The following is a 26,996-nucleotide window of genomic DNA, read 5'->3' on the forward strand; positions in this document are numbered from 1 at the left end:
CTAGTCACCCCTAGGGTCTTTCGTTTGGATCCGGCCTGATCCAGACGAGAGGCCCTGGCGGAGTGCGTGCCGGGAGATCCATTCCTCGATCAGGGCGCCGGCCTCGGCGGCGTGGTCCTCGATCATGGAGAAGTGGGTGGCCCGGACGGTGGCGTAGTGGTGTGCCGGGTCCCAGGGCTTCGCCCGCCAGTCGTCGCCGTCCGCGCCCGCCTCCGTGCCTGGGGGCATGAAGGACTCGGTGGCTCCGACGAACAGCACGGGGGCCTCCAGCGGTTCCGGCGTGAACCTCGGCACGAGGTCGAAGTAGCGGTTCATGGCGGACAGGGCGCTGCTGTGGAACAGGCCGAACGCCTGGTCCTTCCGTACCAGTCCGATGGTGAGCTGTTCCATCAGCCGGCCCTGGTCGCGGTCCTCCAGGTCGACCCGGTAGGTGTCCATCAGGACGACGCCCGCGGGCCGGACCTCGCGCACGCGTTCCAAGTGGCCCGCCGTGGCGTGGGCGAGCGTGCCGCCCGACGAGTAGCCGACGAGGACGAACGGGCGGTCCCCGGCGGCCCGCAGCACGCTTTCGGCGAGGTAGTCGACCACCGCGTCCGTGGTGTCCGGCAGGGGTTCCCCGGCGGTGAACCCGGGGTTGGTCAGCGTGATCATCGGCCGCTTGCCGCGGAAGGCGGCGGCGAGCCGTGCGTGCTGGTGCGGGCCGCCGGTCGCCATCGGGGTGCTGATCCCGATGAGTACGGGCTCCTCCGGGCCGTCCGCGAGCCGGACGCCGTCGGGCAGGGGGCCGAAGTCGGCCGCGCGCGTGAACCGCGGCCGCAGGTCGGCCACCGCACGCAGCAGGTCGAAGCCCTTGATCACCTGATCGGACAGGACGGCGGCACGGAACAGCTCGGCCAAGGTGTCCGCCGCCTCCCCGGCGGCCGGGGCGGCGGCGGGCGGCAGGGACAGGTCGGCGCGCAGATGCCGGGCGAGGGCAGTGGGGTTCTTGTTGTCGAACACCGCCATCGGGGACAGTTGCAGGCCTGTCGCGGCCGTCAGCCGGTTGCGCAGCTCGACGGCGGCGAGCGAGTCGAACCCGAGCTCCAGGAAGTCCCGCTCGGGATCGACGGCCTGGGCACTGTCGTGCCCCAGTACGGCCGCGGCGTGCGCCCGCACCATCTGGGTGAGCTCCTGCTCCTGTTCGGAGTCGGAGAGGCCCGCGAGCCGGCGTGCCAGGTCCCCGGCGTCCGCCGCACCGGCGGCGGCCCTGCGCCGCGCCACGGGCACCAAGTCCCGTACAAGGGCCGGGAGTTCACCGGACCGAGTGCGCAAAGCCGCGACGTCCACCTTGACGGGGACCAGCGTCGGACGGTCGGTGACCAGCGCGGTGTCGAACGCCGCCAGCCCTTCGTCGACGTCGAGCACGGGGAAGCCCTGCCTGGCGAGGCGCCCCCGGTCGGCGTCGGTCAGCCACGCGCCGTGGCCCGTTTCGGTCCCCCACAGGCCGTACGCCAGTGAGGTCGCCGGGAGCCCGTGGGCCGTACGGTACCGGGCGAGCGCGTCGAGGAAGACGTTGCCGGAGGCGTAAGCGCCCTGGCCGGCCGCCAGGACCAGGCCGCCGGCGGATGACAACAGGACGAAGGCGCGCAGGGGCAGGTCACGTGTGAGTTCGTGCAGGTGCCACGCTCCGTCGAGCTTGGGACGGAGGGTCGTCTCGAAGCGCTGTGGCGTCAGCGAGCCGACCACACCGTCGTCCACGGCACCGGCCGCGTGCACCACCGCGGTCAGGGGCGCGGCCGGATCGATGTCCGCGAGCACGGCGGACAGCGCGTCCCGGTCCCCGGCGTCACAGGCGACGATCCGTACCTCGGCGCCGAGTGCGGTGAGTTCGGCGTGCAGGTGGTCCGCGCCCGGGGCCGTGGGGCCGCTGCGACTGGTGAGGACCAGGTGGCGTATGGCGTGGCGGGTGACGAGGTGGCGGGCGATCAGAGCGCCGAGGCCGCCGGTTCCCCCGGTGACGAGGACGGTTCCGGTGGGGTCGAGCGGGCGTGTGGCGGGGGCCTCGGGGGGCTGTTGCTCGCGGGCGAGTCGAGGCACGAGGGCCTGTTCGGCGCGGAGCATGAGCTCGGGTTCGGTGGCTGCGCGTGCGGCGAGGAGGGGCAGGTCGACCGGTGTCCGGGTGGGGTCGGCCCCGGTGACGTCGTTCGGTGTCCGTGTGGGGTGGGGCTCTGTGGCGTCGTTCGGTGTCCGGGACACGTCGGCCAGTACGAACCGTCCGGGGTTCTCCGCCTGGGCCGCGCGGACCAGACCCCACAGGGGCGCTTGTTCGAGACAGAGGTCCGAGCTGTCCTCGCTCATGGCGCCCTCGGTCACGATCACCAGCTTCGATGCGGCGAAACGCTCCTCGGCCAGCCAGAGTTGCACCGCCGCGAGTGCCTCGGCCAGAGCCGCGCGGGCTCCGGCCGGGACGCCGGACGTGCCTCCCGGCGCCGACCGCCACAGCACCACGTCCGGCACCGTGGCCGTGCCCGCATCGCAGGCCGCGACGAGGGCGGCCAGATCGGCGTACTCGCAGCCCCGGCCCACGGCCATCCAGTCGGCGTCGGCGTCCGTGGACGGGGCGCGGCGGATCGGCACCCAGTCGATCCGGTACAGCGGGTCGCCGCCCCGGCGCAGGACGGCGAGCTGCTCGGGGCTGATCTCGCGCAGGTTCAGCGCGCCGACGGACGCGACGGGGCTGCCGGAGAGGTCGGCGAGCTCCAGGGCGACGGACGCGTCACCGGTGGGCGTGATCCTTACGCGGAGGCCGCGCGCACCATGGGCCCGCACGGTCACGCCGCTCCACGAGAACGGCAGCATGGTGACGGCGTCGGCCCTGTCCTCGCCGGTCAGCGCCATGGCGTGCAGGGCGGCGTCCAGCAGGGCCGGATGCACGGCGTACCGGTCGGCCTCGGCGTGCGCCTGCTCGGGCAGGGCGACCTCGGCGAACATCTCGTCGCCGCGCTGCCAGGCGGCCCTCAGCCCCTGGAACACGGGACCGTAGCCGTAGCCGCGGGCGGCCATCGTCTCGTAGACGTCGTCGGCGGGGAGGGCCGTGGCCCCCGGTGGCGGCCACTGGGTCAGCCCGGCGGAGTCCGTTCGGCCTCCTTGGCCGAGGACTCCGTCCGCGTGGTGGCTCCACGGTTCGGTGTCCTCGGTGCGTGAGTGGACGGCAACCGTACGACGTCCGTCGGCGCCCGGCGCGCCGACGGACACCTGGATCGTCACGCCGCCCCGGTCGGGGACGGCCAGCGGGGCGGTCAGCACCAGTTCCGCGAGGGCGTCACAGCCGACTTCTGCGCCTGCGGCCAGCGCGAGCTCGACGAAGCCGGTGCCCGGGAACAGGACCGAGTCGCCGACGGCGTGATCGTTCAGCCAGGGATGTGTGTGCGGGGACAGCCGGCCGGTGAACACGACGGCGTCGGAGCCCGCGAGTGGTACGGCTGCTCCGAGCAGCGGATGCTCGGCCGGGGCCAGCCCGAGCGAGGTGGGTCCGCCGCCGGTCGCGTGCTCGGGTTGCCAGTAGCGCTCACGTTGGAAGGGGTAGGTGGGGAGGTCGTCGAGGTGGCGTCCGGTGTGGAGGGCGGCGAAGTCGACGTCGGTGCCTCGGGAGTGGAGGGTGCCGAGGGCGGTGAGGAGGGTGTGCGCTTCGTCGCGGTCGCGGCGTTGCGTGGCGACGGCGTGCACGGCCGGGTCTTCCACCATGGCGGTCAGGACCGCGTCGGGGCCGACCTCCAGGAAGGTGCCCGCTCCGTGTTCGGTGAGGGTGGTGAGTGCGTCGGCGAAGCGGACCGGCTCGCGGACCTGGCGGACCCAGTAGTGCGGGTCGCGCAGCTCGTCGGTCACCTTTTGACCGGTCAGGGTCGAGATCAGGGGGATGCGTGGAGCGGAGCAGTGCAGCTGCGAGGCGACTTCGGCGAAGTCGTCCAGCATCGGCTCCATGAGCGCCGAGTGGAACGCGTGACTGACGCGCAGACGCGTGACCTTGTGGTCGTTCCGCAGTCTCTCGACGGTCCGGGTGACGGCCTTCTCGGAGCCCGAGATCACCACGGACCTGGGCCCGTTGACCGCCGCGATCTCCACCCCGTCCACGAGCACCGCTCGTACGTCGGGCTCTTCGGCCCGGACGGAGGCCATCGCCCCGCCGGCGGGCAAGGCCTGCATCAGGCGTCCTCGTGCGGCCACGAGTCTGGTGGCGTCCGGCAGTGACAGCACCCCGGCGACGTGCGCTGCCGCCAGTTCGCCGATCGAATGCCCGGCCACGAACTCCGGCTTGAGACCGGCCGAGTCCAGCAGCCGGAACAGCGCGACCTCGAACGCGAAGAGTGCGGGCTGCGCCCAGCAGGTCTGCTCCAGCAGACCCGCGTCCTCGCCCCACACGATGTCTCGGAGCGGGCGCTCCGAGTGCTCGTCGAGGGCGGTGACGACCTCGTCCAGGGCATCCGCGAACGCCGGGAAGCGAGCCGCGAGTTCCCGCCCCATCCCCAGTCGTTGCGCGCCCTGCCCGGTGAACAGGAACGCCGTGCCGCCCTGCGCCGGTGGCGCCCCGGTGACGTGGTCGAGCCCTCGCAGCAGCTCCTCGCGGTCCGCGCCCACGACGACGGCCCGGTGTGCGAACCGCGCCCGCCGGGCCAGTGTCGACGCCACATCCACCAGGCGCGGACCCTCGTGCCCGGCCGCATAGGACTTGAGCTGACCGGCGTACGCGGTGAGCGCCTCGGGCGTCTTCCCCGAGACCACCCACGCCACCGGCACGACATCCCCTTCGGACGGCGCCACCTCGACCGCCGGCGGCTCCTCCACGATCACATGCGCGTTCGTGCCCGTGAGACCGAACGAGGAGACCCCGGCGCGGCGCGGGCGGCCGTCCCGGGCCTGCCAGGGCCGGGGTTCCGTGACCAGTTCGACCGCGCCGGAGGACCAGTCCACCTGGTGCGACGGCTCGTCGACGTGCAAGGTGCGCGGGACCAGGCGGTGCCGCATCGCCAGCACCATCTTCATGATCCCGGCGACACCGGCCGCGGCCTGCGTGTGGCCGATGTTCGACTTGATGGACCCCAGCCACAGCGGACGGCCCCCGGGACGGTCCTGCCCGTACGTGGCGAGCAGCGCCTGCGCCTCGATCGGGTCGCCCAGCGTCGTGCCGGTCCCGTGTCCCTCGACCACGTCCACGTCCGCGCCCGACAGCCCGGCGGACGCCAGCGCCTGCCGGATCACCCGTTGCTGCGAGGGGCCGTTCGGTGCGAAGAACCCGTTGGACGCGCCGTCCTGGTTCACCGCAGTGCCCCGGATCACGGCGAGGACCGTACGGCCGTTGCGCCGGGCGTCCGACAGTCGCTCCACCAGGAGCATGCCGGCGCCCTCGGCCCAGCCGGTGCCGTCGGCGCCGGACGCGTACGAACGGCACCTGCCGTCGGCGGACAGTCCCCGTTGGCGACTGAACTCGACGAGGATCTCGGGGGAGGCCATCACCGCCACGCCACCGGCCAGGGCGAGCGAGCACTCCCCCTGCCTCAGCGCCTGCACGGCGGAATGGAGTGCCACGAGCGACGAGGAGCACGCCGTGTCGACGGCGACGGCCGGGCCTTCCAGGCCCAGTGCGTACGACACCCGCCCGGCCACGGCGCTGCCTCCGCTGGAGCTGCCGTAGCCGTAGTCGTGGTACATGACGCCCGCGAAGACACCGGTGGCGCTGCCGCGCAGGGCGCCAGGGTCGATGCCCGCCCGTTCCAGCGCCTCCCAGGACGTCTCCAGCAACAAGCGCTGCTGCGGGTCCATCGCCAGCGCCTCGTTCGGGCCGATGCCGAAGAAGCCGGCGTCGAAGTCCCCCGCGTCGTGCAGGAATCCACCGCCCCGGGCGTAGCACTTGCCGGCCCTGCCCGGTTCGGGGTCGTAGAGGGATTCGTCCCAGCCCCGGTCCGTGGGCAGCGGCGTGAGGGCTTCGTCTCCGGCCGCGAGCATGCGCCACAGGTCCTCGGGTGAGCGCACACCACCGGGGAAGCGGCAGGCCATGCCGACGACGGCGATCGGTTCGTCGTCGGCGCGGTGGCTCGCTCCGGCCGGGGTGGACTTGTCGGGCGAGGTGCCGCCGAGGGTGGCGTCGAGGTGCGCGGTGACCGCGTCGGCGGTCGGGTGGTCGAAGACCAGGGTGGCCGGCAGGTGCAGGCCGGTCGCGTAGGCCAGCCGGTTGCGGAGCTCGACGGCGGACAGTGAGTCGAACCCGAGTTCGGAGAAGGCGCGGTCCGGCTCGATCGCCTCGGCCGAATCATGCCCCAGTACGGCGGCGACCTCCGCGCGCACCATGGCGAGCAGGACACTCGCGCGCTCGTCGCCGGTGAGGCCGGCCAGGCGATCCGACCGCACGGAGCCGGGGGCGGCCGGTGAACGGCGGGGCACGCGGACGACACCGCGGAGCAGGGCGGGCACGTCACCGTTCGCCCGGATCCCGGCGGCACGGATCTTGAGGGGCACCAGGGTGGGCGGGCCGGGCAGGGCGGCGTCGAGGGCGGCGAGGCCCTCTTCCGCCGTGAGGGCCGGGAACCCCTGCTGCGCCATACGGTCCAGGTCGTCCTCGGTGAGGGCGGCGCCGAAGCCCGTGTCGAGGCCCCAGAGGCCGTACGCCAGGGATGTGGCGGGCAGTCCCGTGGCCGCGCGGTGCTCGGCGAGCGCGTCGAGGAACACGTTCGCTGCCGCGTAGCCACCCTGGCCCGCCCCGAGGACCAGTCCACCGGCGGACGAGAACAGCACGAAGGCGCGGAGGGGCAGGTGCCGTGTCAGTTCGTGGAGATGCCAGGCGCCGTCGACCTTGGGGCGGAGGACGGACTCGAGGCGGCCGGGGTCCAGTGTGGTGACCAGGCCGTTGTCGACGACGCCGGCCGCGTGCACCACGGCGGTGAGCGGCCGGTCGGCGGGGATCGCGGCCAGTACGGCGGCCAGCGACTCCCGGTCGGCCGCGTCGCAGGCGGCGATCGTGACCTGGGCACCGAGGCCGGTCAGTTCGGTCGCCAGTGCCGCGGCGCCGGGGGTCTCGGGGCCGCGTCGACCGGTCAGCACGAGGCTGCGGACGCCGAGCCCGGTGACCAGGTGGCGGGCGATCAAGGCGCCGAGCCCACCCGTGCCGCCGGTGACCAGGACCGTACCGTCCAGGGGTTCCGGTCGCGGGCCCGCGTCCGCGGTGACGAGCCGGGGCACATACAACTGGCCCTGGCGCAGGGCGACTTCCGGTTCGTCGTTGTGCGGCAGCACCTCGGGCCAGACGGCGCGGGTCTCGGCGGACGCGTCGACGTCGGCCAGGGCGAAGCGGCCGGGGTTCTCCGCCTGGGCCGCGCGGACGAGACCCCAGACCGGGGCCGCGGCGAGGTCGACGTGCTCACCCTCACGCGCGGTCACGGCCTGCCGCGTCACGAACACCAGCCGCGAAGCGGCGAAGCGTTCGTCCGCGAGCCAGGTCTGAACGGCGTGCAGAGCGGCCGACGTCGTGGCCCGCACCGCCGTGGGCACGTCACCGGCAGCCGGCTCCGACGGGAGCAGGACGACGTCCGGCGCTTCGGTGTCCCCGGCTTCGACGGCCTCGGCCAGGGCGGTGAGGCTGGGGAACGCCGGCTGTCCGAGGTCCGGCGCACCTATGACGACCGAGCGGACGCGACGGGAGGGGACGGCGGAGGTGAGGTCGGTGGGCTGCCAGCCGACGCGGTAGAGCGTCGCGTCACCGGCCCCGCGCGCCCGGTCGAGCTGCTGCGCCGACACCGCACGGGACACCAGCGACGTCACGGAGAGCACCGGGCGCCCCGCCTCGTCCGCGATGTCGAGGGTCATGCTGTCGTTCCCTGCCGGTCGCATACGGACGCGCAGGCTCGTGGCGCCCGGGGCGTGGAGGGAGACGCCGTTCCAGGCGAACGGAATCAGGGTGGCCGCGGCGCCGTCTTCGTCGTCCACGTCCTCCAGCAGCGAAGCGTGCAACGCCGCGTCGAGGAGGGCGGGGTGCACCGCGCATCGCCGGGCGTCCCGGTGCGCGTCCTCGGGGAGGGTGACTTCGGCGAAGAGTTCGTCGCCGCGCTCCCATGCCCCGCGCAGGCCCTGGAACACGGGGCCGTATACGTACCCTCGCTCGACCAGTCGGTCGTACGCGTCCTGCGTCGGACGGGCAGTGGCACCGGGCGGGGGCCACGTGCCGAACAGGCCGGTCGTGAGCGCTGAGCCGGATGTCAGGACGCCCTCGGCATGCAGTGTCCAGGCGTCGTCGGTCGAGGTGCCGGCGAGCTGCTGCTCTTCGGCCGAGTAGACCGCCACGGTACGGCGGCCGGACCCGTCCGGCGCTCCCACGAGCACCCGGAGGACTCGGGCACCGTCATCCGGGAGGACGAGCGGGCTGGTGAGCGTCAGTTCGTCGATCCGGTCGCAGTCCGCCTCCTGGCCGGCGCGCAGCACCAGCTCGACCAGACCGGTGCCGGGGAGCAGCACGCTGCCGAGGACGTCGTGGTCGGTGAGCCACGGCTGGTCCCGGACCGACAGCCGGCCGGTCGCCACGACGGTGCCACTGTCCGGCAGGGTGACGGCGGCACCGAGCAGCGGATGATCCAGCGCCTTCACCCCGAGACTCGTGGGGTCGCTCCCCAGGACATCGCCGAGCCACGACTCGGCCAGGTAGTCCTTCATGTCCAGCCAATAGCGCCGGCGTTGGAAGGGGTAGGTGGGCAGGTCGTCGAGGTGCCGTCCGGGGTGGAGGGCGGCGAAGTCGACGTCGGTGCCACGTGTGTGGAGGGCGCCGAGGGCCGTGAGGAGGGTGTGCGCTTCGTCGCGGTCGCGGCGTTGCGTGGCGACCGCGTGTAGGGCCGTGTCCTCCACCATGGCGGTCAGGGCGGTATCGGGGCCGACCTCCAGGAACGTGCCTACGCCGTGTTCGCCGAGGGTGGCGAGGGCGTCGGCGAAGCGGACGGGCTCGCGGACCTGTCGGACCCAGTAGTGCGGGTCGCACAGCTCGTCGGTCACCCGCTGACCGGTCAAGGTCGAGACCACCGGGATACGTGGAACGGAGTAGTGCAACTGGGAGGCGACATCGGCGAAGTCGTCCAGCATCGGCTCCATCAGCGCCGAATGGAACGCGTGACTCACCCGCAGACGCGTGACCTTGTACTCACCTTGCAGACTCTCGATCGTGCGCGTGACGGCGTCGTCCGAGCCCGATATCACCACCGCCTTGGGGCCGTTGATCGCGGCAATCTCCACACCCTCGGCCAGCACGGGCCGCACCACGGCCTCTTCCGCCCGCACGGACGCCATCGCGCCACCCGTGGGCAGCGCCTGCATCAGCCGCCCCCGAGCGGCGACGAGGCGCGCTGCCTCTGCCAGAGAGAGCACCCCCGCGACGTGGGCGGCCGCCAGCTCGCCGATCGAATGCCCCGCCACGAAGTCCGGCTTCAGCCCGGCCGACTCCAGCAGCCGGAACAGCGCGACCTCGAACACGAACAGCGCGGGCTGCGCCCAGCCGGTCTGCTCAAGAACGGCAGGGTCCTCGCCCCACACGACCTCGCGCAGCGGACGCTCCAGATACTCGTCCAGGGCGGCGGTCACTTCTTCGAAAGCGGCGGCGAACACCGGGAACCGGGATGCCAGTTCGCGCCCCATGGCCAACCGCTGCGCGCCCTGCCCCGTGAACAGGAAGGCCAGCCCGCCGTCCACCGGGGACATCGGCCCGACCTGGTCCAGCCCACGCAGCAGTTCGTCGCGATGCGCGCCCACCACCACAGCGCGGTGCTCGCATCGCGCACGGCCGGCCAGCGTCGACGCCACGTCCACGAGACGTACGCCGTCACGCTGCGCCACATAGGAGCGGATCCGAGCGGCGTACGCGGTCAGTGCCTCCGGCGTCTTCCCCGACACCACCCACGCCACCGGCGCGGCATCGCTTTCAGAGGGCGGCACTTCGACGGCCGGTGGCTCCTCCACGATCACATGTGCGTTCGTGCCGCTGATCCCGAACGACGACACCCCCGCCCGACGGGGACGGCCGTCCTCACCGGCCCACTCCCGAGCCTCCGTGACCAGTTCGACCGCGCCCGCGGACCAGTCCACCTGCGAAGACGGCTCATCCACATGCAACGTCCGGGGCACCACGCCATGGCGCATCGCCAGCACCATCTTGATGATCCCGGCGACGCCCGCAGCAGCCTGCGTATGCCCGATGTTCGACTTGATCGAGCCGAGCCACAGCGGACGGCCGTCGGGGCGGTCCTGCCCGTACGTGGCCAGCAACGCCTGCGCCTCGATCGGATCGCCCAGGACAGTCCCCGTCCCATGCCCCTCGACGACGTCCACGTCAGCGGCCGACAGTCCGGCCGACGCCAGCGCCTGCCGGATCACCCGTTGCTGCGAGGGGCCGTTGGGAGCGAACAGGCCGTTGCTCGCCCCGTCGGAGTTGACGGCCGAGCCGCGCACGACGGCCAGGACCGGGTGTCCGTTGCGCCGGGCGTCGGAGAGGCGTTCCACCAGGAGGACGCCGGCGCCCTCGGCCCAGGCGGCGCCGTCGGCGGAGGCCGCGTACGAGCGGCAGCGCCCGTCGGGCGACAGTCCCTTCTGACGGCTGAACTCGACGAACGCCTCCGGTGTCGCCATCACCGCGACTCCGCCGACCAGCGCCAGCGTGCACTCCCCCGCCCTGAGCACCTGGGTGGCCGAGTGCAGGGCGAGCAGGGAGGAGGAGCAGGCGGTGTCCACCGTGACCGTCGGTCCTTCGAGGCCGAGGGTGTAGGAGACGCGGCCCGAGGCGACGGCGCCGGTGTTCGCGTTGGCCGGGTAGTCGTGGTACATCACGCCGGCGAAGACGCCGGTGCGGCTGCCGTGCAAGGAGGCGGGGTCGATGCCCGCACGCTCGATCGCCTCCCAGGAGCACTCCAGGAGCAGCCGCTGCTGCGGGTCCATGAGCAGTGCCTCGTTGGGGCTGATCCCGAAGAAGGCGGGGTCGAACTGGTCAGCGTGGTGCAGGAACCCGCCTCGGCGGACGTACGTCGTCTGCGGTCGCTCTCCTGTCGGGTCGTACAGCCGGTCGGTGTCCCAGCCGCGGTTGGACGGGAAGTCGGAGATCGCGTCGACGCCGTCGGCGACCAGTCGCCACAGGTCCTCGGGAGAGCTGACGCCGCCCGGGTAGCGGCAGGCCATGCCGATGATCGCGATCGGCTCCGAGAGGGCCGCGTTCAGCTTCGCGTTCTGCGCACGCAGGAACTCGGTCTCCTTGAGTGAGCTGCGCAACGCGGCGACGAGCTTGTTGTCGGAGCCGGTCATCGTTGATCTCCACTCATTCCGGTCGCGTCGAAGTCGTCACGTCCGCCCAGGGCCATGTTGATCAGGGCGTCGGTGTCCATGTCGTCGATGGAGGGGGCCTCGGCGTCGGCGGGGTCGAGGGGCGCCGCTGCTCCTCCGCCGAGTTCCAGGAGACGTTCCAGGAGGCCCGCGTCACGCAACCGGCTGATCGGGATGACGTGCAGGAGGTCCCGTATGCGCCGCTCCGCGTCGGGCTCGCCGTCGTCACCGCCGATGGCCAGTTGTGCGGCGAGTTCGGCGGCCAGAGCGGTGGCGTTCGGATGGTCGAAGACGAGGGTGGGCGGCAGGTGCAGGCCGGTGGCGGCGTTGAGGAGGTTGCGGAACTCGACCGCGCTCAGCGAGTCGAAGCCGAGCTCCTTGAACGGCCGGGTGGCCGGGACGTCCTGGGGTCCGGAGTGACCGAGGATCGCCGCCGCATGCTCCCTGACGACGTCGAGCAGTGCGGCTTCCCGCTGGTCCGCAGGGGTGTCCGCGAGGCGGCGCCGCAGCGCGTCGGCCGTGTCCGCCGCGGCCGGTCGTGCTCCGGTGCGCCGGACGAGGGTGCCGAAGAGAGGCGGCAGGTCGGCTCGGCGCGCCAGGGTCGCGAGGTCCAGCCGGACCGGGACGAGGGACGGTGTGTCGGTGGCGAGCGCCGCGTCGAGGAGCGCCAGACCGTCCGCCTCCGACAAGGGCCGTACGCCCGTGCCGGCCATGCGGCGGCGGTCGCCGTCCGCCAGGTCGGCCGCCATGCCGTCGGCGCCGTCCCACAGCCCCCAGGCCAGCGAGTGCGCCGTCAGTCCGAGGGCTCTGCGGTGCGCGGCGAGCGCGTCCAGGAGGGCGTTGGCGGCGGCGTAGGTGGCCTGACCGGGGTTCCCGAAGACGCCCGCGGCCGACGAGAACAGGACGAACGCGGACGGCTTCGCCGTGCGGGTCAGCTCGTGGAGGTGCAGCGCGGCATCGGCCTTGGGCCGGAGCACGGCGTCGGCGCGTTCGGCGGTGAGCGAGCCGATCACACCGTCGTCCAGCACACCGGCGGCGTGCACGACGCCGGTCAGCGGGTGGTCGGCGGGTACCTGGGCCAAGGCGTCGGCGAGCGCGTCCCGGTCGGCGACGTCGCACGCGATCAGCTCGGCATGCGCGCCCGACTCCGCCAGTTCGGCGACCAGTGCCCTGGCGCCCTCGGCGGCCGGTCCCCGCCTGCTGAGGAGCAGCAGGTGTCGTACGCCATGCGCCGTCACCAGATGGCGGGCGATCGACCTGCCGAGCATGCTGGTGGCGCCGGTGAGCACGACCGTCCCGCCCGGGTCGAACGTCGGCCCGCGGTCGGTGGCGGGGGTGGGTGCGGTGTGCCGAGTCAGCCGTGCCACCCGGACTGCCCCTTTTCGTACGGCCACTTGAGGCTCGTCGGTCGCCAGGGCCGTCCCCAGTGCCGTGAGGTCGTCGAGGTCGGCCAGCACGATGCGCCCGGGGTTCTCGGACTGTGCCGAGCGCACCAGACCCCACACCGCGGCACCGGCCAGGTCGATGCCGGTCCCCCTGGCTATCCCGTCAGATCCATCGGTCGCTTCGATACCGTCGAGGGCGACCGCGTTCCGGGTGACGACGGCCAAGGTGGAACGCGCGTACCGGTCGTCCTCCAGCCAGGTTTGCAGGACGCCGAGGACGTGCCGGACCTCCCGGCGCACGGCGTCCGTGGTCCGGCCCGGTGCGGTGAACGTGTCCGTGACCAGGACGACCGTCTCCGGCACGGCGTCTTCGCTGTCGAGCTGGTCCCAGTATGTCCAGGTGGGCTCCTGCGCCGCCGGGAAGGGGGCCGGCGTCCACGCGAGCTCGAACAGCGCGTCCCGCTCCGCGGGGCGGGCGGCCGCGATCTCGGCGGTGTCGATCTCGCGCAGCACCAGCGAGTCGATCGAGGCGATCCGCCTGCCTTCCCTGTCGTCGATGCCCAGTGCGACGCCGCCGTCGGGTGCCGGAGATATCCGTACCCGCAGCCGTGTGGCACCCGCTCCGGACACCGTGACTCCGGTCCAGGCGAAGGGAAGCCGGATGGCGGCCGGTCCACCGGCGCGCAGACCGACGGCTTGGACACACGCATCCAGGAGCGCCGGGTGCAGACGGAAGCCCTCCGGCGACACCCCGGCCGTGGGCAGCTCCACCTCGGCGAAGACCTCGTCGCCGACCGTCCATGCGGCCGTCAGTCCTCGGAAGGCGGGACCGTAGGAGAGCCCGTCGCCGGCCATTCGGTCGTAGCGACCGGTCAGGTCGAGCGGAGCGGCGCCGGGCGGCGGCCATGCGCCGCGGACCTCTGGCGGGGCGAGTACGGCGGCGGACGCCCGTACGGTGCCGACGGCGTGCCGTATCCATGGCAGGCCGGGGACGTCGCCGCGTGCGTGCACGCCGACGGCGCGGGCGCCCGTGTCGTCCGGGGCTCCGACGACGACCTGGACCGCGACACCGCCGTGTTCCGGAATCACCAGGGGTGACTCCAGCACCAGCTCGTCCAGGTGGCCGCACGCGCATTCCTCGGCCGCCGCGATCGCCAGCTCGACGAACCCGGTGCCCGGGAAGAGGATCGAGTCGCCGACGACGTGGTCGGCCAGCCAGGGCTGGGTCCGCGTCGACAGCCGGCCGGTGAACACGACCGTCTCCGAGTCGGCCACCGACACGGCGGCGCCGAGCAGGGGGTGCGCGGCCCGGGTCAACCCGATGGACTCGGGGTCTCCGCCCGCGGTGCCGCCGCTGTTCCAGTACAGCCGGCGTTGGAAGGGGTAGGTGGGCAGGTCGTCGAGGTGGCGTCCGGGGTGGAGGGCGGCGAAGTCGACGTCGATGCCACGTGTGTGGAGGGCGCCGAGGGCCGTGAGGAGGGTGTGCGCTTCGTCGCGGTCACGGCGTTGCGTGGCGACTGCGTGTAGGGCCGTGTCCTCCACCATGGCGGTCAGGGCGGTATCGGGGCCGACCTCCAGGAACGTGCCTACACCGTGTTCGCCGAGGGTGGCGAGGGCGTCGGCGAAGCGGACGGGCTCGCGGACCTGTCGGACCCAGTAGTGCGGGTCGCACAGCTCGTCGGTCACCCGCTGACCGGTCAAGGTCGAGACCACCGGGATACGTGGAGCGGAGTAGTGCAACTGGGAGGCGACCTCGGCGAAGTCGTCCAGCATCGGCTCCATCAGCGCCGAATGGAACGCGTGACTCACCCGCAGACGCGTGACCTTGTACTCGCCTTGCAGACTCTCGATCGTCTCCGCGATCGCCTCCTCAGAGCCCGAGATCACCACGGAGGTGCGGGCGTTGACGGCGGCGATCTCCACCCCCTCGGCCAGGGCAGGGCGCACCGCGGTCTCGTTCGCCCGTACGGACGCCATCGCGCCACCCGTGGGCAGCGCCTGCATCAGCCGTCCCCGAGCGGCGACGAGGCGCGCTGCCTCTGCCAGAGAGAGCACCCCGGCGACGTGCGCGGCGGCCAGCTCGCCGATCGAATGCCCCGCCACGAAGTCCGGCTTCAGCCCGGACGACTCCAACAGCCGGAACAGCGCGACCTCGAACACGAACAGCGCGGGCTGCGCCCAGCCGGTCTGCTCAAGAACGGCAGGGTCCTCGCCCCACACGACCTCGCGCAACGGACGCTCCACGTGTGCGTCGAGCGCGGCGGTCACTTCTTCGAAAGCGGCGGCGAACACCGGGAAACGGGAAGCCAGTTCGCGCCCCATGGCCAGCCGCTGCGCGCCCTGCCCCGTGAACAGGAAGGCCAGCCCGCCGGTGGCCGAGGAGACTTCCCCGGCGTTCCCCAGGCCGCGCAACAGCTCCTCGCGGTTCGCACCGACGACCACGGACCGGTGGGCGAACTGCGCCCGGCCTGCCAGCGTCGACGCCACGTCCACCAGGCGCAGTTCCTCGCGATGCCCGGAGAGATTGCTCCTGAGCTGGTCGGCGTACGCGGTCAGCGCCTCGGGAGTCTTCCCCGACACGACCCACGCCACGGGCGTGACATCGTCTTCGGACGGCGCCGCCTCGACTGCCGGCGGCTCTTCCACGATCACATGCGCGTTGGTTCCGCTCAGTCCGAACGAGGAGACGGCGGCCCGACGCGGACGCCCCTCACGACCGGTCCATTCCTGGGGCCGCGTGAGCAGTTCGACCGCACCGGACGACCAGTCCACCTGGGGGGACGGCTCTTCGGCGTGCAGGGTCCGCGGCAGCACACCGTTGCGCATCGCCAGGACCATCTTCATGATCCCCGCTGCCCCGGCAGCGGCCTGCGTGTGCCCGATGTTCGACTTGATGGAACCCAGCCACAGCGGACGGCCCTCGGGGCGGTCCTGCCCGTACGTGGCCAGCAGGGCCTGCGCCTCGATCGGATCACCCAGAACAGTCCCCGTCCCGTGCCCCTCGACCACGTCCACGTCAGCGGCCGACAACCCCGCCGACGCCAGCGCCTGACGGATCACCCGCTCCTGCGACGGCCCATTGGGTGCCGTCAGCCCGTTCGACGCACCGTCCTGATTCACCGCCGAACCCCGCACCACCGCCAGCACCGGATGCCCGTTGCGCCGCGCATCCGACAGCCGCTCCAGCAGCACCACGCCCGCGCCCTCGGAGAACCCGGTCCCGTCCGCCGTCGCGGCGAACGAGCGGCAACGGCCGTCCGGCGAAAGACCCCGCTGCCTGCTGAACTCGACGAACACCTCGGGGGTGGCCATGACCGTCACACCCCCGGCGAGCGCGAGTGAGCATTCGCCGTTGCGGAGGGACTGCGCCGCCAGGTGCAGCGCCACGAGCGAGGAGGAGCAGGCCGTGTCGACGGTGACCGCAGGGCCCTCGAAGCCGAACGTGTACGCCACCCGGCCGGAGGCGATGGATCCGGTGTTGGTGTTGTCCTGGTAGTCGTGGTACATCACACCCGCGAAGACGCCGGTGGCGCTTCCACGCAGCGTGCGCGGGTCGATCCCGGCCCGCTCCAGCGCCTCCCACGACGTCTCCAGCAACAGCCGCTGCTGAGGATCCATCGCCAGCGCCTCGTTGGGGCTGATCCCGAAGAACCCGGCGTCGAACTCACCGGCGTCGTGGACAAAACCCCCGGACCGCGCGTACGTCCTGCCGTCCGTCCCGGGCTCGGGGTCGTAGAGGGCGTCCACGTCCCAGCCCCGGCCGGACGGGAAGTCCGTCACCGCGTCCACCCCGGACTCGACCAGCCGCCACAACTCCTCCGGCGACGACACCCCGCCCGGGAAACGGCACGCCATCCCCACGATCGCCACCGGCTCGTCATCCACCCGCGCCGAGGCGGCGGCCGCCGCCGGCCGGGGCTCGTGGGCGTCGAACAGGAGCCTGTCCAGGTGCCCGGCGACGGCGGTGGCGGTCGGGTGGTCGAAGACGAGCGTCGCGGAGAGCCGTAGGCCGGTCGCGGTGTTGAGCCGGTTCCGCAGCTCCACGGCGGACAGCGAGTCGAAGCCCAGGTCCTTGAAGGCCTGGTCGGACGTCACCGAGTCCGCCGAGGGGTGGCCGAGCACCCGCGCCACCTCGGTCCGCACGAGGAGCAGCAGTTCGTCGACGCGTTCCTCAGCGGGACGGTCGGCGAGCAGCGCGTGGAGGGACGAAGCGGCCGGCGTGCTTCCGGCCGGACGGCGAGCCTGGGGGACCAGTCCGCGGAGCATCGAAGGGAGCGGGCCGGCCGCGGAGTCGGCGTTCCGCAGCGCGGGCAGGTCGAGCCGGACGAGCACCCTGACCGCGTCGTCACCGGTCAGCGCGGAATCGAACAGCGCGAGGCCCTGTCCGACGGTCATCGGCGGGAAGCCGTTGCGGCCCAGGCGGCGTCGTTCCGCCTCGCCGATGCGCTCACCCATGCCGTCGGCATCCCAGAGGCCCCAGGCCAGCGACACGGCGGGCAGGCCCTGGGCGCGACGATGAGCGGCGAGGGCGTCGAGGAAGGTGTTGGCGGCCGCGTAGTTGCCCTGGCCGGGTGCGCCGAGCACCCCGGCCGAGGAGGAGAAGAGGACGAAGGCGGCGAGCGGCTGGTCGCGGGTGAGTTCGTGCAGGTGCCAGGCGGCGTCGGCCTTCGCCCGCAACACACGGTCCAGCCGCTCCGCGCTCAACGACGCCACCACACCGTCGTCCAGCACACCCGCCGCATGCACCACACCCGTCAACGGATGATCGGCCGGAATCCCCGCCAGCACCCCAGACAGCGCAGCCCGGTCCGACACATCACACGCCACCACCGAGACCTCGGCACCCAGCCCCTCCAGCCCGGCCACCAACTCCCCCGCCCCCGCAGCACCCGCACCCCGGCGACCGGCCAACACCAGCCGCCGCACCCCATGCACCGCCACCAGATGCCGCGCCACCAACCCGCCGAGACCACCCGTCCCACCCGTCACCAGCACCGTGCCGGCGCTCAGAGCGGGTGCGTCGGCAGGACCGGGTGTCGCGCGGGTCAGCCGGGGGGCGCGCAGTCCGCCGTCGCGCAGGATGATCTCGGGTTCGCCGGAGGCCAGCGCGGACGCCAGTGCCGCGGACGACGCCTGGGTGTCGTCGGTGTCGACAAGGGCGAACCGGCCAGGGTGTTCGGCCTGCGCCGACCGCAGCAGGCCGTACAGCGGCGCCGCCGCCAGATCGACGGGACCGCTGCCGTCGGGCACGGCGTTCGACGTCACGACCACGAGCCGGGCGTCGCCGAACCCTTCCAGCGTCAGCCACTCCTGGACCACGCGCAGAACCCGCGCGGTGGCCGTACGGACGTGCGCGGGGACGTCGTCGCCGGCGCCCTCGATCGGCGCGCAGCGGACCACGACCCGCTCGGGCACCGGCGTCCCCTCCGCGACGGCCGTGGCGAGCGCGGGCAGGTCCGCGAAGGCAGTGCCGTCGTCGAGGCCGTCGAGTGCCTCGCCGAGGATCACCGAGGTGACCACGGCGGACGGCTTCGGCACGGGCACCCACTCCACGCGGTGACCCGCGTCCTGACCCGCCGCCCGCTCGTGGAGACGGTCGGCCGTCACGGAACGGGACACCAGGGAGTCCACCGTCAGGACCGGGTTGCCCAGGGGGTCCGTCGCGGTGATGGCCAGGCCGTCACCCCCGGCCGGGGTGATCCGGACCAGGAGTGCGTCGGCGCCGACGGCGTGGCAGGCAACGCCGGTCCACGCGAACGGCAGCCTCACCTCGTCGTCAGTGCCGGGCGTGGCCAGCAGAGAGGCGTGCAGGCAGGAGTCGAGAAGAGCCGGATGCAGGCCGTAGCGGTCCGCCTCGGCGCTCGCGGGCTCCGGCAGGACGACCTCGGCGTACAGCTCGTCGCCGCGCCGCCATACCTTGCGGAGCCCTCGGAACGTGTCGCCGTACGCGTAGCCGTCCTCCAGCAGCCGTCGGTAGAAGCCGTCCGTGGTCACTTCCTCGGCATCGGCCGGCGGCCGCACGTCCGACGTGTCAGGGGGCTCGGGAGCAGCGGCGGTCAGCGTGCCCTCGGCGTGCAGGGTCCAGGGAGCGTCATCGGCGATCGCGGAGTACACGCCGACCGTGCGGACGGTGGAGTCGTCCGCCCCGCCGACGACCACGCGGAGCACCAGCGCGTCCTCGTCGGGCAGGACGAGGGGTGCGTGAAGTGTCAGTTCCGCGAGCCGTGGGAAGCCCGCCTGCTGGCCCGCGTGCAGCGCCATCTCCACGAGGGCGGCTCCCGGAAGCAGCACGACGCCCGTCACGGCGTGATCGGCTGTCCAGGGGTGTGTGGCCTGCGAGATCCTGCCGGTGAGGACCAGTCCCTCCGAATCTGGCAGCGCCACGGCCGCGCCCAGCAGGGGGTGCCCGACCGGACGGAGCCCCGCGGAGAGGACGTCTCCCCCGCCGGCGCCCGCCCATGCACCGGACCAGTACTCCTGGGTGTCGGCCCAGTAGCGCTCACGCTGGAACGGGTAGGTAGGAAGGTCGTCGAGGTGCCGTCCGGGGTGGAGAGCGGCGAAGTCGACGTCGGTGCCTCGGGAGTGGAGGGTGCCGAGGGCGGTGAGGAAGGTGCGCGCTTCGTCGCGGTCGCGGCGTTGAGTGGCGACCGCGTGTACGGCCGTGTCGTCGACCATGGCTGCCAGGACGGTGTCGGGGCCGACCTCCAGGAACGTACCGACGCCGTCGCCCGCCAACGCGGTGACCGCGTCGGCGAAGCGGACGGGCTCGCGGACCTGTCGGACCCAGTAGTGCGGGTCGCACAGCTCGTCGGTCACCCGCTGACCGGTCAAGGTCGAGACGAGGGGGATGCGCGGCGCCGAGTAGCACAGCTGGGAGGCGACCTCGGCGAAGTCGTCCAGCATCGGCTCCATCAGCGCCGAATGGAACGCGTGACTCACCCGCAGACGCGTGACCTTGTACTCGCCCCGCAGCCTTTCGATCGTCTGGGCGACGGCCTTGTCCGAGCCCGAGACGACCACCGACGCGCGGCCGTTGACCGCGGCGATCTCCGCCCCGTCCACGAGCACAGCGCGCACCACGGCCTCGTCGGCCCGCACGGAGGCCATCGCGCCACCGGCGGGCAGCGCCTGCATGAGGCGGCCTCGTGCGGCCACGAGCCGGGCTGCCTCCTCCAGCGTGAGTACTCCGGCGACGTGCGCGGCGGCCAGCTCGCCGATCGAATGCCCCGCCACGAAGTCCGGCTTCAGCCCGGACGACTCCAACAGCCGGAACAGCGCGACCTCGAACACGAACAGCGCGGGCTGCGCCCACCCGGTCTGCTCCAGAACGGCCGGGTCCTCGCCCCACACGGCATCCCTCAGCGGACGCTCCACGTACGCGTCGAGCGCGGCGGCGACCTCATCGAAGGCGGCGGCGAACACCGGGAAACGCGCCGCCAGTTCACGCCCCATCCCCAGCCGCTGCGCGCCCTGCCCCGTGAACAGGAAGGCCGGCCCGCCCCTCACCCGGGGCGCCACACCTACCTGACCCAGCCCGCGCACCAGTTCGTCGCGATCGGCCCCGACGACGACGGTCCGGTGCTCGAAACGCGCTCGTCGGGCCAGCGTGGACGCCACGTCCACCAGGCGCACATCTTCACGCTCCGCGACGTAGGCCCGGAGCTGATCGGCGTAGGCGGTCAGCGCCTCGGGCGTCTTCCCCGACACCACCCAGGCAACCGGGGCCACATCGCCCTCGGAAACGGTCACCTCGGCCGCGGGCGGCTCCTCCACGATCACGTGCGCGTTCGTGCCGCTGATGCCGAACGACGACACACCGGCCCGACGCGGACGGCCCTCACCAGCCCACTCCCTGGCCTCCGTGAGCAGTTCGACCGCGCCCGCGGACCAGTCCACCTGCGAGGACGGCTCATCCACATGCAAGGTCCGCGGCACCACCCCGTGCCGCATCGCCAGCACCATCTTCATGATCCCGGCGACACCCGCAGCAGCCTGCGTATGCCCGATGTTCGACTTGACGGAGCCCAACCACAGGGGGTGCCCCTCGGGGCGGTCCTGCCCGTACGTGGCCAGCAGGGCCTGCGCCTCGATCGGATCACCCAGAACAGTCCCCGTCCCATGCCCCTCGACCACGTCCACGTCAGCGGCCGACAGCCCCGCCGACGCCAGCGCCTGACGGATCACCCGCTCCTGCGACGGCCCATTGGGCGCCGTGAACCCGTTCGACGCACCGTCCTGATTCACCGCCGAACCCCGCACCACCGCCAGCACCGGATGTCCGTTGCGCCGGGCGTCCGACAGCCGCTCCACCAGCAGCACGCCCGCGCCCTCGGAGATACCGGTCCCGTCGGCTCCGTCGGCGTACGACTTGCAGCGGCCGTCCTCGGAGAGGGCGCGCTGTCGGCTGAACTCGACGTAGATCTCCGGGGTGGCCATCACGCTGGCCCCGCCGACGAGCGCCAGCGTGCATTCGCCGGAGCGCAGCGCCTGGGCGGCCAGATGCAGCGCCACCAGGGATGAGGAGCAGGCCGTGTCGACCGTGACCGCGGGGCCCTCCAGGCCGAACGTGTACGCGACCCGGCCGGACGCGTTGGCTCCCGTGCCGCTGTTGCCGGCGTAGTCGTGGTACATGAGACCGGCGTAGACCCCGGTCCGGCTGCCCCGCACGGACGCGGGGGCGATGCCCGCGCGCTCGAACGCCTCCCAGGCGCACTCCAGGAGGAGCCGCTGCTGCGGGTCCATGGCGAGGGAGTCGTTGGGGCTGATGCCGAAGAACGCGGGGTCGAAGTCGGCGGCGTCGTGGAGGAATCCGCCGTGCCTGGTGTAGCTGGTGCCGGAGCGTCCGGCGGTGGGGTCGTGGAGTTCGTCGCCGTTCCAGCCTCGGTCGGTGGGGAAAGTGGAGACGGCGTCCGTCCCGGTCACGACCAGCTGCCACAGGTCCTCGGGGGATTTCACGCCGCCGGGGAAGCGGCAGCTCATGGCCACGATCGCGATGGGCTCGTCGTCGGAGGCGACCGGGGATGTCCCTGGCGCCCGCATGCTTCCGGTCGTTCCGGTGAGGCGGTCGACGAGGTGGCGTGCGAGGGCGGTGGGGGACGGATGGTCGAAGGCGAGGGTCACCGGCAGGCGCAGGCCGAGGGCCCGTCCGAGGCGGTTGCGGAACTCCACGGCGGTGAGAGAGTCGAAGCCCAGCTCGCGGAAGGCCCGGTCCGGGTCGACGTCGGCGGACGAGGTGAATCCGAGGACGACGGCCACGCGTTCCAGGACGAGGTCGAGCATCGCCTGTTCCCGCTCCGTCCCGGACAGGCCGGAGAGGAAGTCGGTGGCGGAGTCCTCGGTCCCCTGGGGCGAGGCGGTCGGGCGGGCGGCGGGCAGCAGGCCGCGGAAGAGGGCGGGTGTCTCCGGCTGGCCGCGCAGGGCGGCCAGGTCGAACCGGGCGGGCAGCAGGAGGGGTTCGGGCCGGCCGTGGGCCGCGTCGAACAGTGCCAGACCTTCCTCGTCGGACAGGCCGATCATGCCGCTGCGGCTGATGCGGGCGCGGTCGCCTGCGCCGAGGCCGCCGGTCATGCCGGTGCCCTGGGCCCAGAAACCCCACGCCAGGGACTGCGCGGCACGGCCCTGGGCCCGGCGGTGCGCGGCGAGCCCGTCGAGGAAGGCGTTGGCGGCCGCGTAGTTGGCCTGTCCGGGGGCGCCGAGGATGCCGGCCGCCCCGGAGAAGAGGACGAACATCTCGACGTCGGCGAGCAGTTCGTGCAGGTGCAGCGCCGCGTCGGTCTTGGGGCGCAGCACGGTGTCCAGGTGCTGCGGGGTGAGCGTGGTGACGGTGCCGTCGGCCAGGACTCCGGCCGCGTGCACGACTCCGCGGACCGGCCGGTCGGCGGGTACGGCGGCCAGCGCCTCGGCCAGGGCGTCGCGGTCGGCGGCGTCGCAGGCGGTGAACGTGACGGTTGTGGCGCCCAGTTCGGTGAGGCGGTCGCGCAGTTCGCCGGCGCCCGGTGTGTCAGGACCGCGGCGGCCGAGGAGCAGCAGGTGGCGCGCGCCGTACCGGGTGACCAGGTGCTGGGCGAGGAGTCCGCCGAGGGTGCCGGCGCCTCCGGTGATGACGACTGTGGCGTGCGGGTCGAAGGCCGTGGTGTTCTCAGGGGCGTCGGTCGTCCCGGGGGCGGTGGTGCGGACGCGGCTGAGTCGTGCGGCGTGCAGTCGTGCCCCGCGGCACACGAGTTGGGGTTCGCCCGAGGCGACGATGGCGGGCAGTGACTCGGTGAGGGGGCCGTCCGTGTCGGCCAGGAGGATCCGGCCGGGGTGCTCGGCCTGGGCGGACCGCACCAGGCCCCACACGGCCGCCCCGGCCAGGTCGGTGACGTCCTCGCCGTCCAGGGTGACCGCGCCCCGGGTGTGCACCAGCAGGGTCGAGTCGGTGAAGCGGTCCTCGGTCAGCCAGGTCTGGAGGACGGTGAGGACGTGCTGTGTGGCGGCGTGGACGGCCGTGCGGTCGGTGCCGGCTTGGACGGCCAGGGTGATGATGTCCGGTGTCGCCGCGTCGGGCAGTGCGTCCCAGGGCGCCGACGTGACGGCCGTGGCCGTCCCGCCCGTCACCTCCGTCCAGGTCGGCCGGTAGAGGGCGTCGTCGACGCGGCGCGGGGTGTCGGGGCTCCACGCGTCCGACGTGGGGCGCAGGACCACCGAGGTCAGCGAGGCGACGGGGGCGCCGGTCGGGTCGGCGGCCTCCAGCGCGACCTCGCCGTCGCGCAGGACGGTGAGCCGGACCCGGAGCCGCGTGGCTCCGGAGGCGTGCAGGGTGACGCCGGAGAAGGTGAACGGCAGCAGGGCGCGGTCGCCCACGGCGCCGGTGAGGGCGCAGGCGTGCAGGGCGGCGTCCAGCAGGGCAGGATGCAGGCCGAACGTCCTCTCCTCTTCCGCCGCCGCGTCCGGCGCCGCGTCCGGTGTGCCGTCGGGGAGGCGGACGTCGGCGTACACGTCGTCCCCGGAGCGCCAGACCGCGCGCAGTCCCTGGAAGACGGGGCCGTAGCCGAGTCCGGCCTCGGCCAGCGCGGGGTAGAAGCCGTCGAGGCTGACCTCCGTGGCGCCCGTGGGTGGCCACGTGGTGAGGGCGGCGCCGGGGGTGGGGGCCGGTTCCGGGGTGAGGAGGCCCGTGGCGTGGCGGGTCCAGGGTTCGTGTTCGGCGGCGTCCTCGCGGCGTGCGTACACGTGCACGGGGCGGGCCCCGTCGTGGTCGGGGCCCTCCACGACGACCTGGAGCTGTGTGCCGGTCGTGTCGTCCAGGAGGAGAGGTGCTTCGACGGTGAGTTCGGCCAGGGCCGGGCAGCCCGTCTCGTCGCCGGCCCGGACGGCCAGTTCGACGAAGCCGGTGCCGGGGAACACGGCGGTGCCGAGGACCGTGTGGTCGGCGAGCCAGGGCTGGGCGGTCGTGGAGAGCCGGCCGGTCAGGATGACGCCGTCGGTCGCCGGGGTGGTGACGACGGCGCCGAGCAGCGGGTGACCGGCCGCCCGCAGGCCCGCGCCGGTGACGTCGCCGCTGGTGCCGGTGCCGGTGTCGAGCCAGTACCGGGCGTGCTGGAAGGGGTAGGTGGGCAGCGGGACGCGGCGTCCGCCGGGGCAGGTGCGGGTCCAGTCGACCGGGACGCCGTGGACGTGGACCTCGGCGAGGGAGGAGAGGAAGCGGTCGAGTCCGCCGTCGTCCCGGCGCAGGGTGCCGGTGACGGTGGCGCCGGCGGGCGCGTCGGCCTCGGCGAGGATCTCCTCCATGGCTGGCTTGAGCACGGGGTGGGCGCTCGTCTCGACGAAGACGTCGAATCCGGCCTCGTGCAGGGCACGCGCGGTGTCGGCGAAGCAGACGGTCCGGCGGAGGTTGCGGTACCAGTAGTCGGCGTCGAGGGCGGAGGTGTCGAGGAGGCCGCCGGTGACCGTGGAGTGGAAGGGAATGTCGCCGCTGCGCGGCCGGATCGGTGCGAGGAGTTCCAGGAGGCGGTCGCGGATGCCTTCGACGTGGTGGGAGTGGGAGGCGTAGTCGACGGGGATCATGCGGGCGCGGACGCCGGAGCCGGTGAGGTCGGCGCGGAGGCGTTCGAGGGCGTCGGGTTCGCCGCAGACGACGACCGAGCCGGGGCCGTTGACGGCGGCGAGGGACAGTCCGTCGACGTCCCGTATGTGTGCCTCGGCGACTTCGGCGGACAGCGCGACGGACATCATGCCGCCGAGTCCGGCCAGTTCCTCGGCGATGACGCGGCTGCGCAGCGCGACCACGCGGGCGCCGTCCCGCAGGGTGAGCCCGCCCGCCACGCAGGCCGCGGCGATCTCGCCCTGCGAGTGCCCGATCACGGCCGACGGCTCGACGCCGTGGGCGCGCCACAGCCGGGCGAGGGACACCATGACCGCCCAGAGCGCCGGCTGCACCACGTCGACGGCGTCCAGGGAGGGTGCGTCGGGCTCGCCGCGCAGGACGGAGAACAGGTCCCAGTCGACGAACTCGCTCAGCGCGTCGGCGCATTCGGCCATGTGCCGGGTGAACGCGTCGGACGTGTCGAGCAGTTCGACGGCCATGCCCGTCCACTGGGAGCCCTGGCCGGGAAAGACGAAGGCGACCTGGGGGTCGGTGCGGGCGGTTCCTCGGACGACGCCGGCGGCGTCGCCCTGTGTGGCCAGTGCCGTGAGTCCGGCGACGAGTTCGGCGGTGTCCGCGCCGATCACGACGGCGCGGTGGCCGAGTGCGGCGCGGGTGGTCGCCAGGGAGTGGGCGACGTCGGCGGGGTCCGGGTCCTGGCCGGTCACGAAGTCGGCCAGGTGGCGTGCCGTGTCGGTGAGCGCGTCGTCGTCGTGCGCGGACAGCACCCACGCGTGGGCCGCCGCCGGTGTTCCGGTCCCGTCGTGCGGCGGGGCCGGTGGCGGGTCGTCGGGCGCGGCCTCCAGGATGACGTGGGCGTTGGTGCCGCTCACACCGAAGGAGGACACGGCCGCGCGCCGGGGGTGCGGGCGGTTCGGCCAGGGCTGGTTCTCGGTGAGCAACCGGACCGCTCCGGACGTCCAGTCCACGTTGGTGGACGGTTCCGTCACGTGCAGGGTGCGGGGCAGGAGTCCGTGGCGCAGGGCCATGACCATCTTGATGACGCCGCCGACGCCCGCGGCGGCCTGGGCGTGGCCGAAGTTGGACTTCAGCGAGCCGAGCCAGAGCGGTTCTCCGGGTGCGCGCCCCTGGCCGTAGGTGGCGAGCAGGGCCTGTGCCTCGATGGGGTCGCCGAGGGTGGTGCCGGTGCCGTGTCCCTCGACGGCGTCGACCTGGCCCGCGGGCAGTCGCGCGTCGTCGAGGGCCTGCCGGATCACACGTTGCTGGGCCGGTCCGCTGGGCGCGGTGAGGCCGTTGCTCGCGCCGTCCTGGTTGACGGCGCTGCCTCGGACGACGGCGAGCACGGGGTGCCCGTTGCGCTGGGCGTCGGAGAGCCGTTCCAGGAGCAGGACGCCGGCGCCTTCCGCCCAGCCCGTGCCGTCCGCGGTGGCGGAGTAGGCCTTGCAGCGGCCGTCGGGTGCCAGTCCGCGCTGGCGGCTGAACGCCACGAACGGCGCGGGCGTGCACATCACCATCACGCCGCCGGCCAGGGCCATGGCGCACTCGCCGCGGCGCAGCGCCTGCACGGCGAGGTGAAGTGCGACCAGTGAGGACGAGCAGGCGGTGTCGACGGTGAGGGTGGGGCCCTCCAGGCCGAGCGTGTAGGCGACGCGCCCGGAGATCACGGCGGACGAGGCGGCGGTGCCGAGATACGCCTCCGCGGCCTCGGGTGCGGCGTTGAGCAGGTCGCCGTAGTCCTGGTAGCCGGAGCCAGTGAACACGCCGACGCGTTCGCCGCGTACGGCGTCGGGGGCGATGCCGGCGCGCTCGAGCACCTCCCAGGACACCTCCAGCATCAGCCGCTGCTGCGGGTCCATGACGACGGCTTCCCTCGGGGCGATGCCGAAGAGGCCGGCGTCGAAGCCGGGGGCGTCATAGAGGAAGCCGCCTTCGGCGACGTAGCTGGTGCCCTGCCGGCCAGGCTCGTCGGAGAGCAGGCGGTCCAGGGGCCAGCCACGGTCGTCCGGCAGGGGCCCGACGGCGTCGACGCCGCCCGCGACGAGCTCCCACAGCGCCTCCGGGGTGCGTACGCCGCCTGGAAAGCGGCAGGCCATGGAGACGATGGCGATGGGGTCGTGCGCCGCGTTCCGCGCGTCCTGGAGCTGCTGTCTGGTCTGCGCGAGGTCGGCCGTCACCCGTCGCAGGTAGTCGAGAAGCTTCTTGTCCTCGGCCATCAC

2 protein-coding genes are annotated in these 26,996 nt (G+C 73.2%); both read right to left on the reverse strand.

Annotated elements, in window-relative coordinates:
- Positions 1-11,295 (reverse strand): type I polyketide synthase, encoded by an 11,295-nt coding sequence (locus F8R89_RS01965; RefSeq protein WP_151782298.1) that lies wholly within the window; start codon positions 11,293-11,295, stop codon positions 1-3.
- Positions 11,292-26,993, reverse strand: coding sequence for a type I polyketide synthase (locus F8R89_RS01970; protein WP_151782299.1), 15,702 nt, complete (start codon positions 26,991-26,993; stop codon positions 11,292-11,294). The genes F8R89_RS01965 and F8R89_RS01970 overlap by 4 nt, the downstream gene beginning before the upstream one ends.
- Positions 26,994-26,996 lie beyond the last annotated feature (3 nt).

The organism is Streptomyces sp. SS1-1 (assembly GCF_008973465.1).
Classification (GTDB): domain Bacteria; phylum Actinomycetota; class Actinomycetes; order Streptomycetales; family Streptomycetaceae; genus Streptomyces.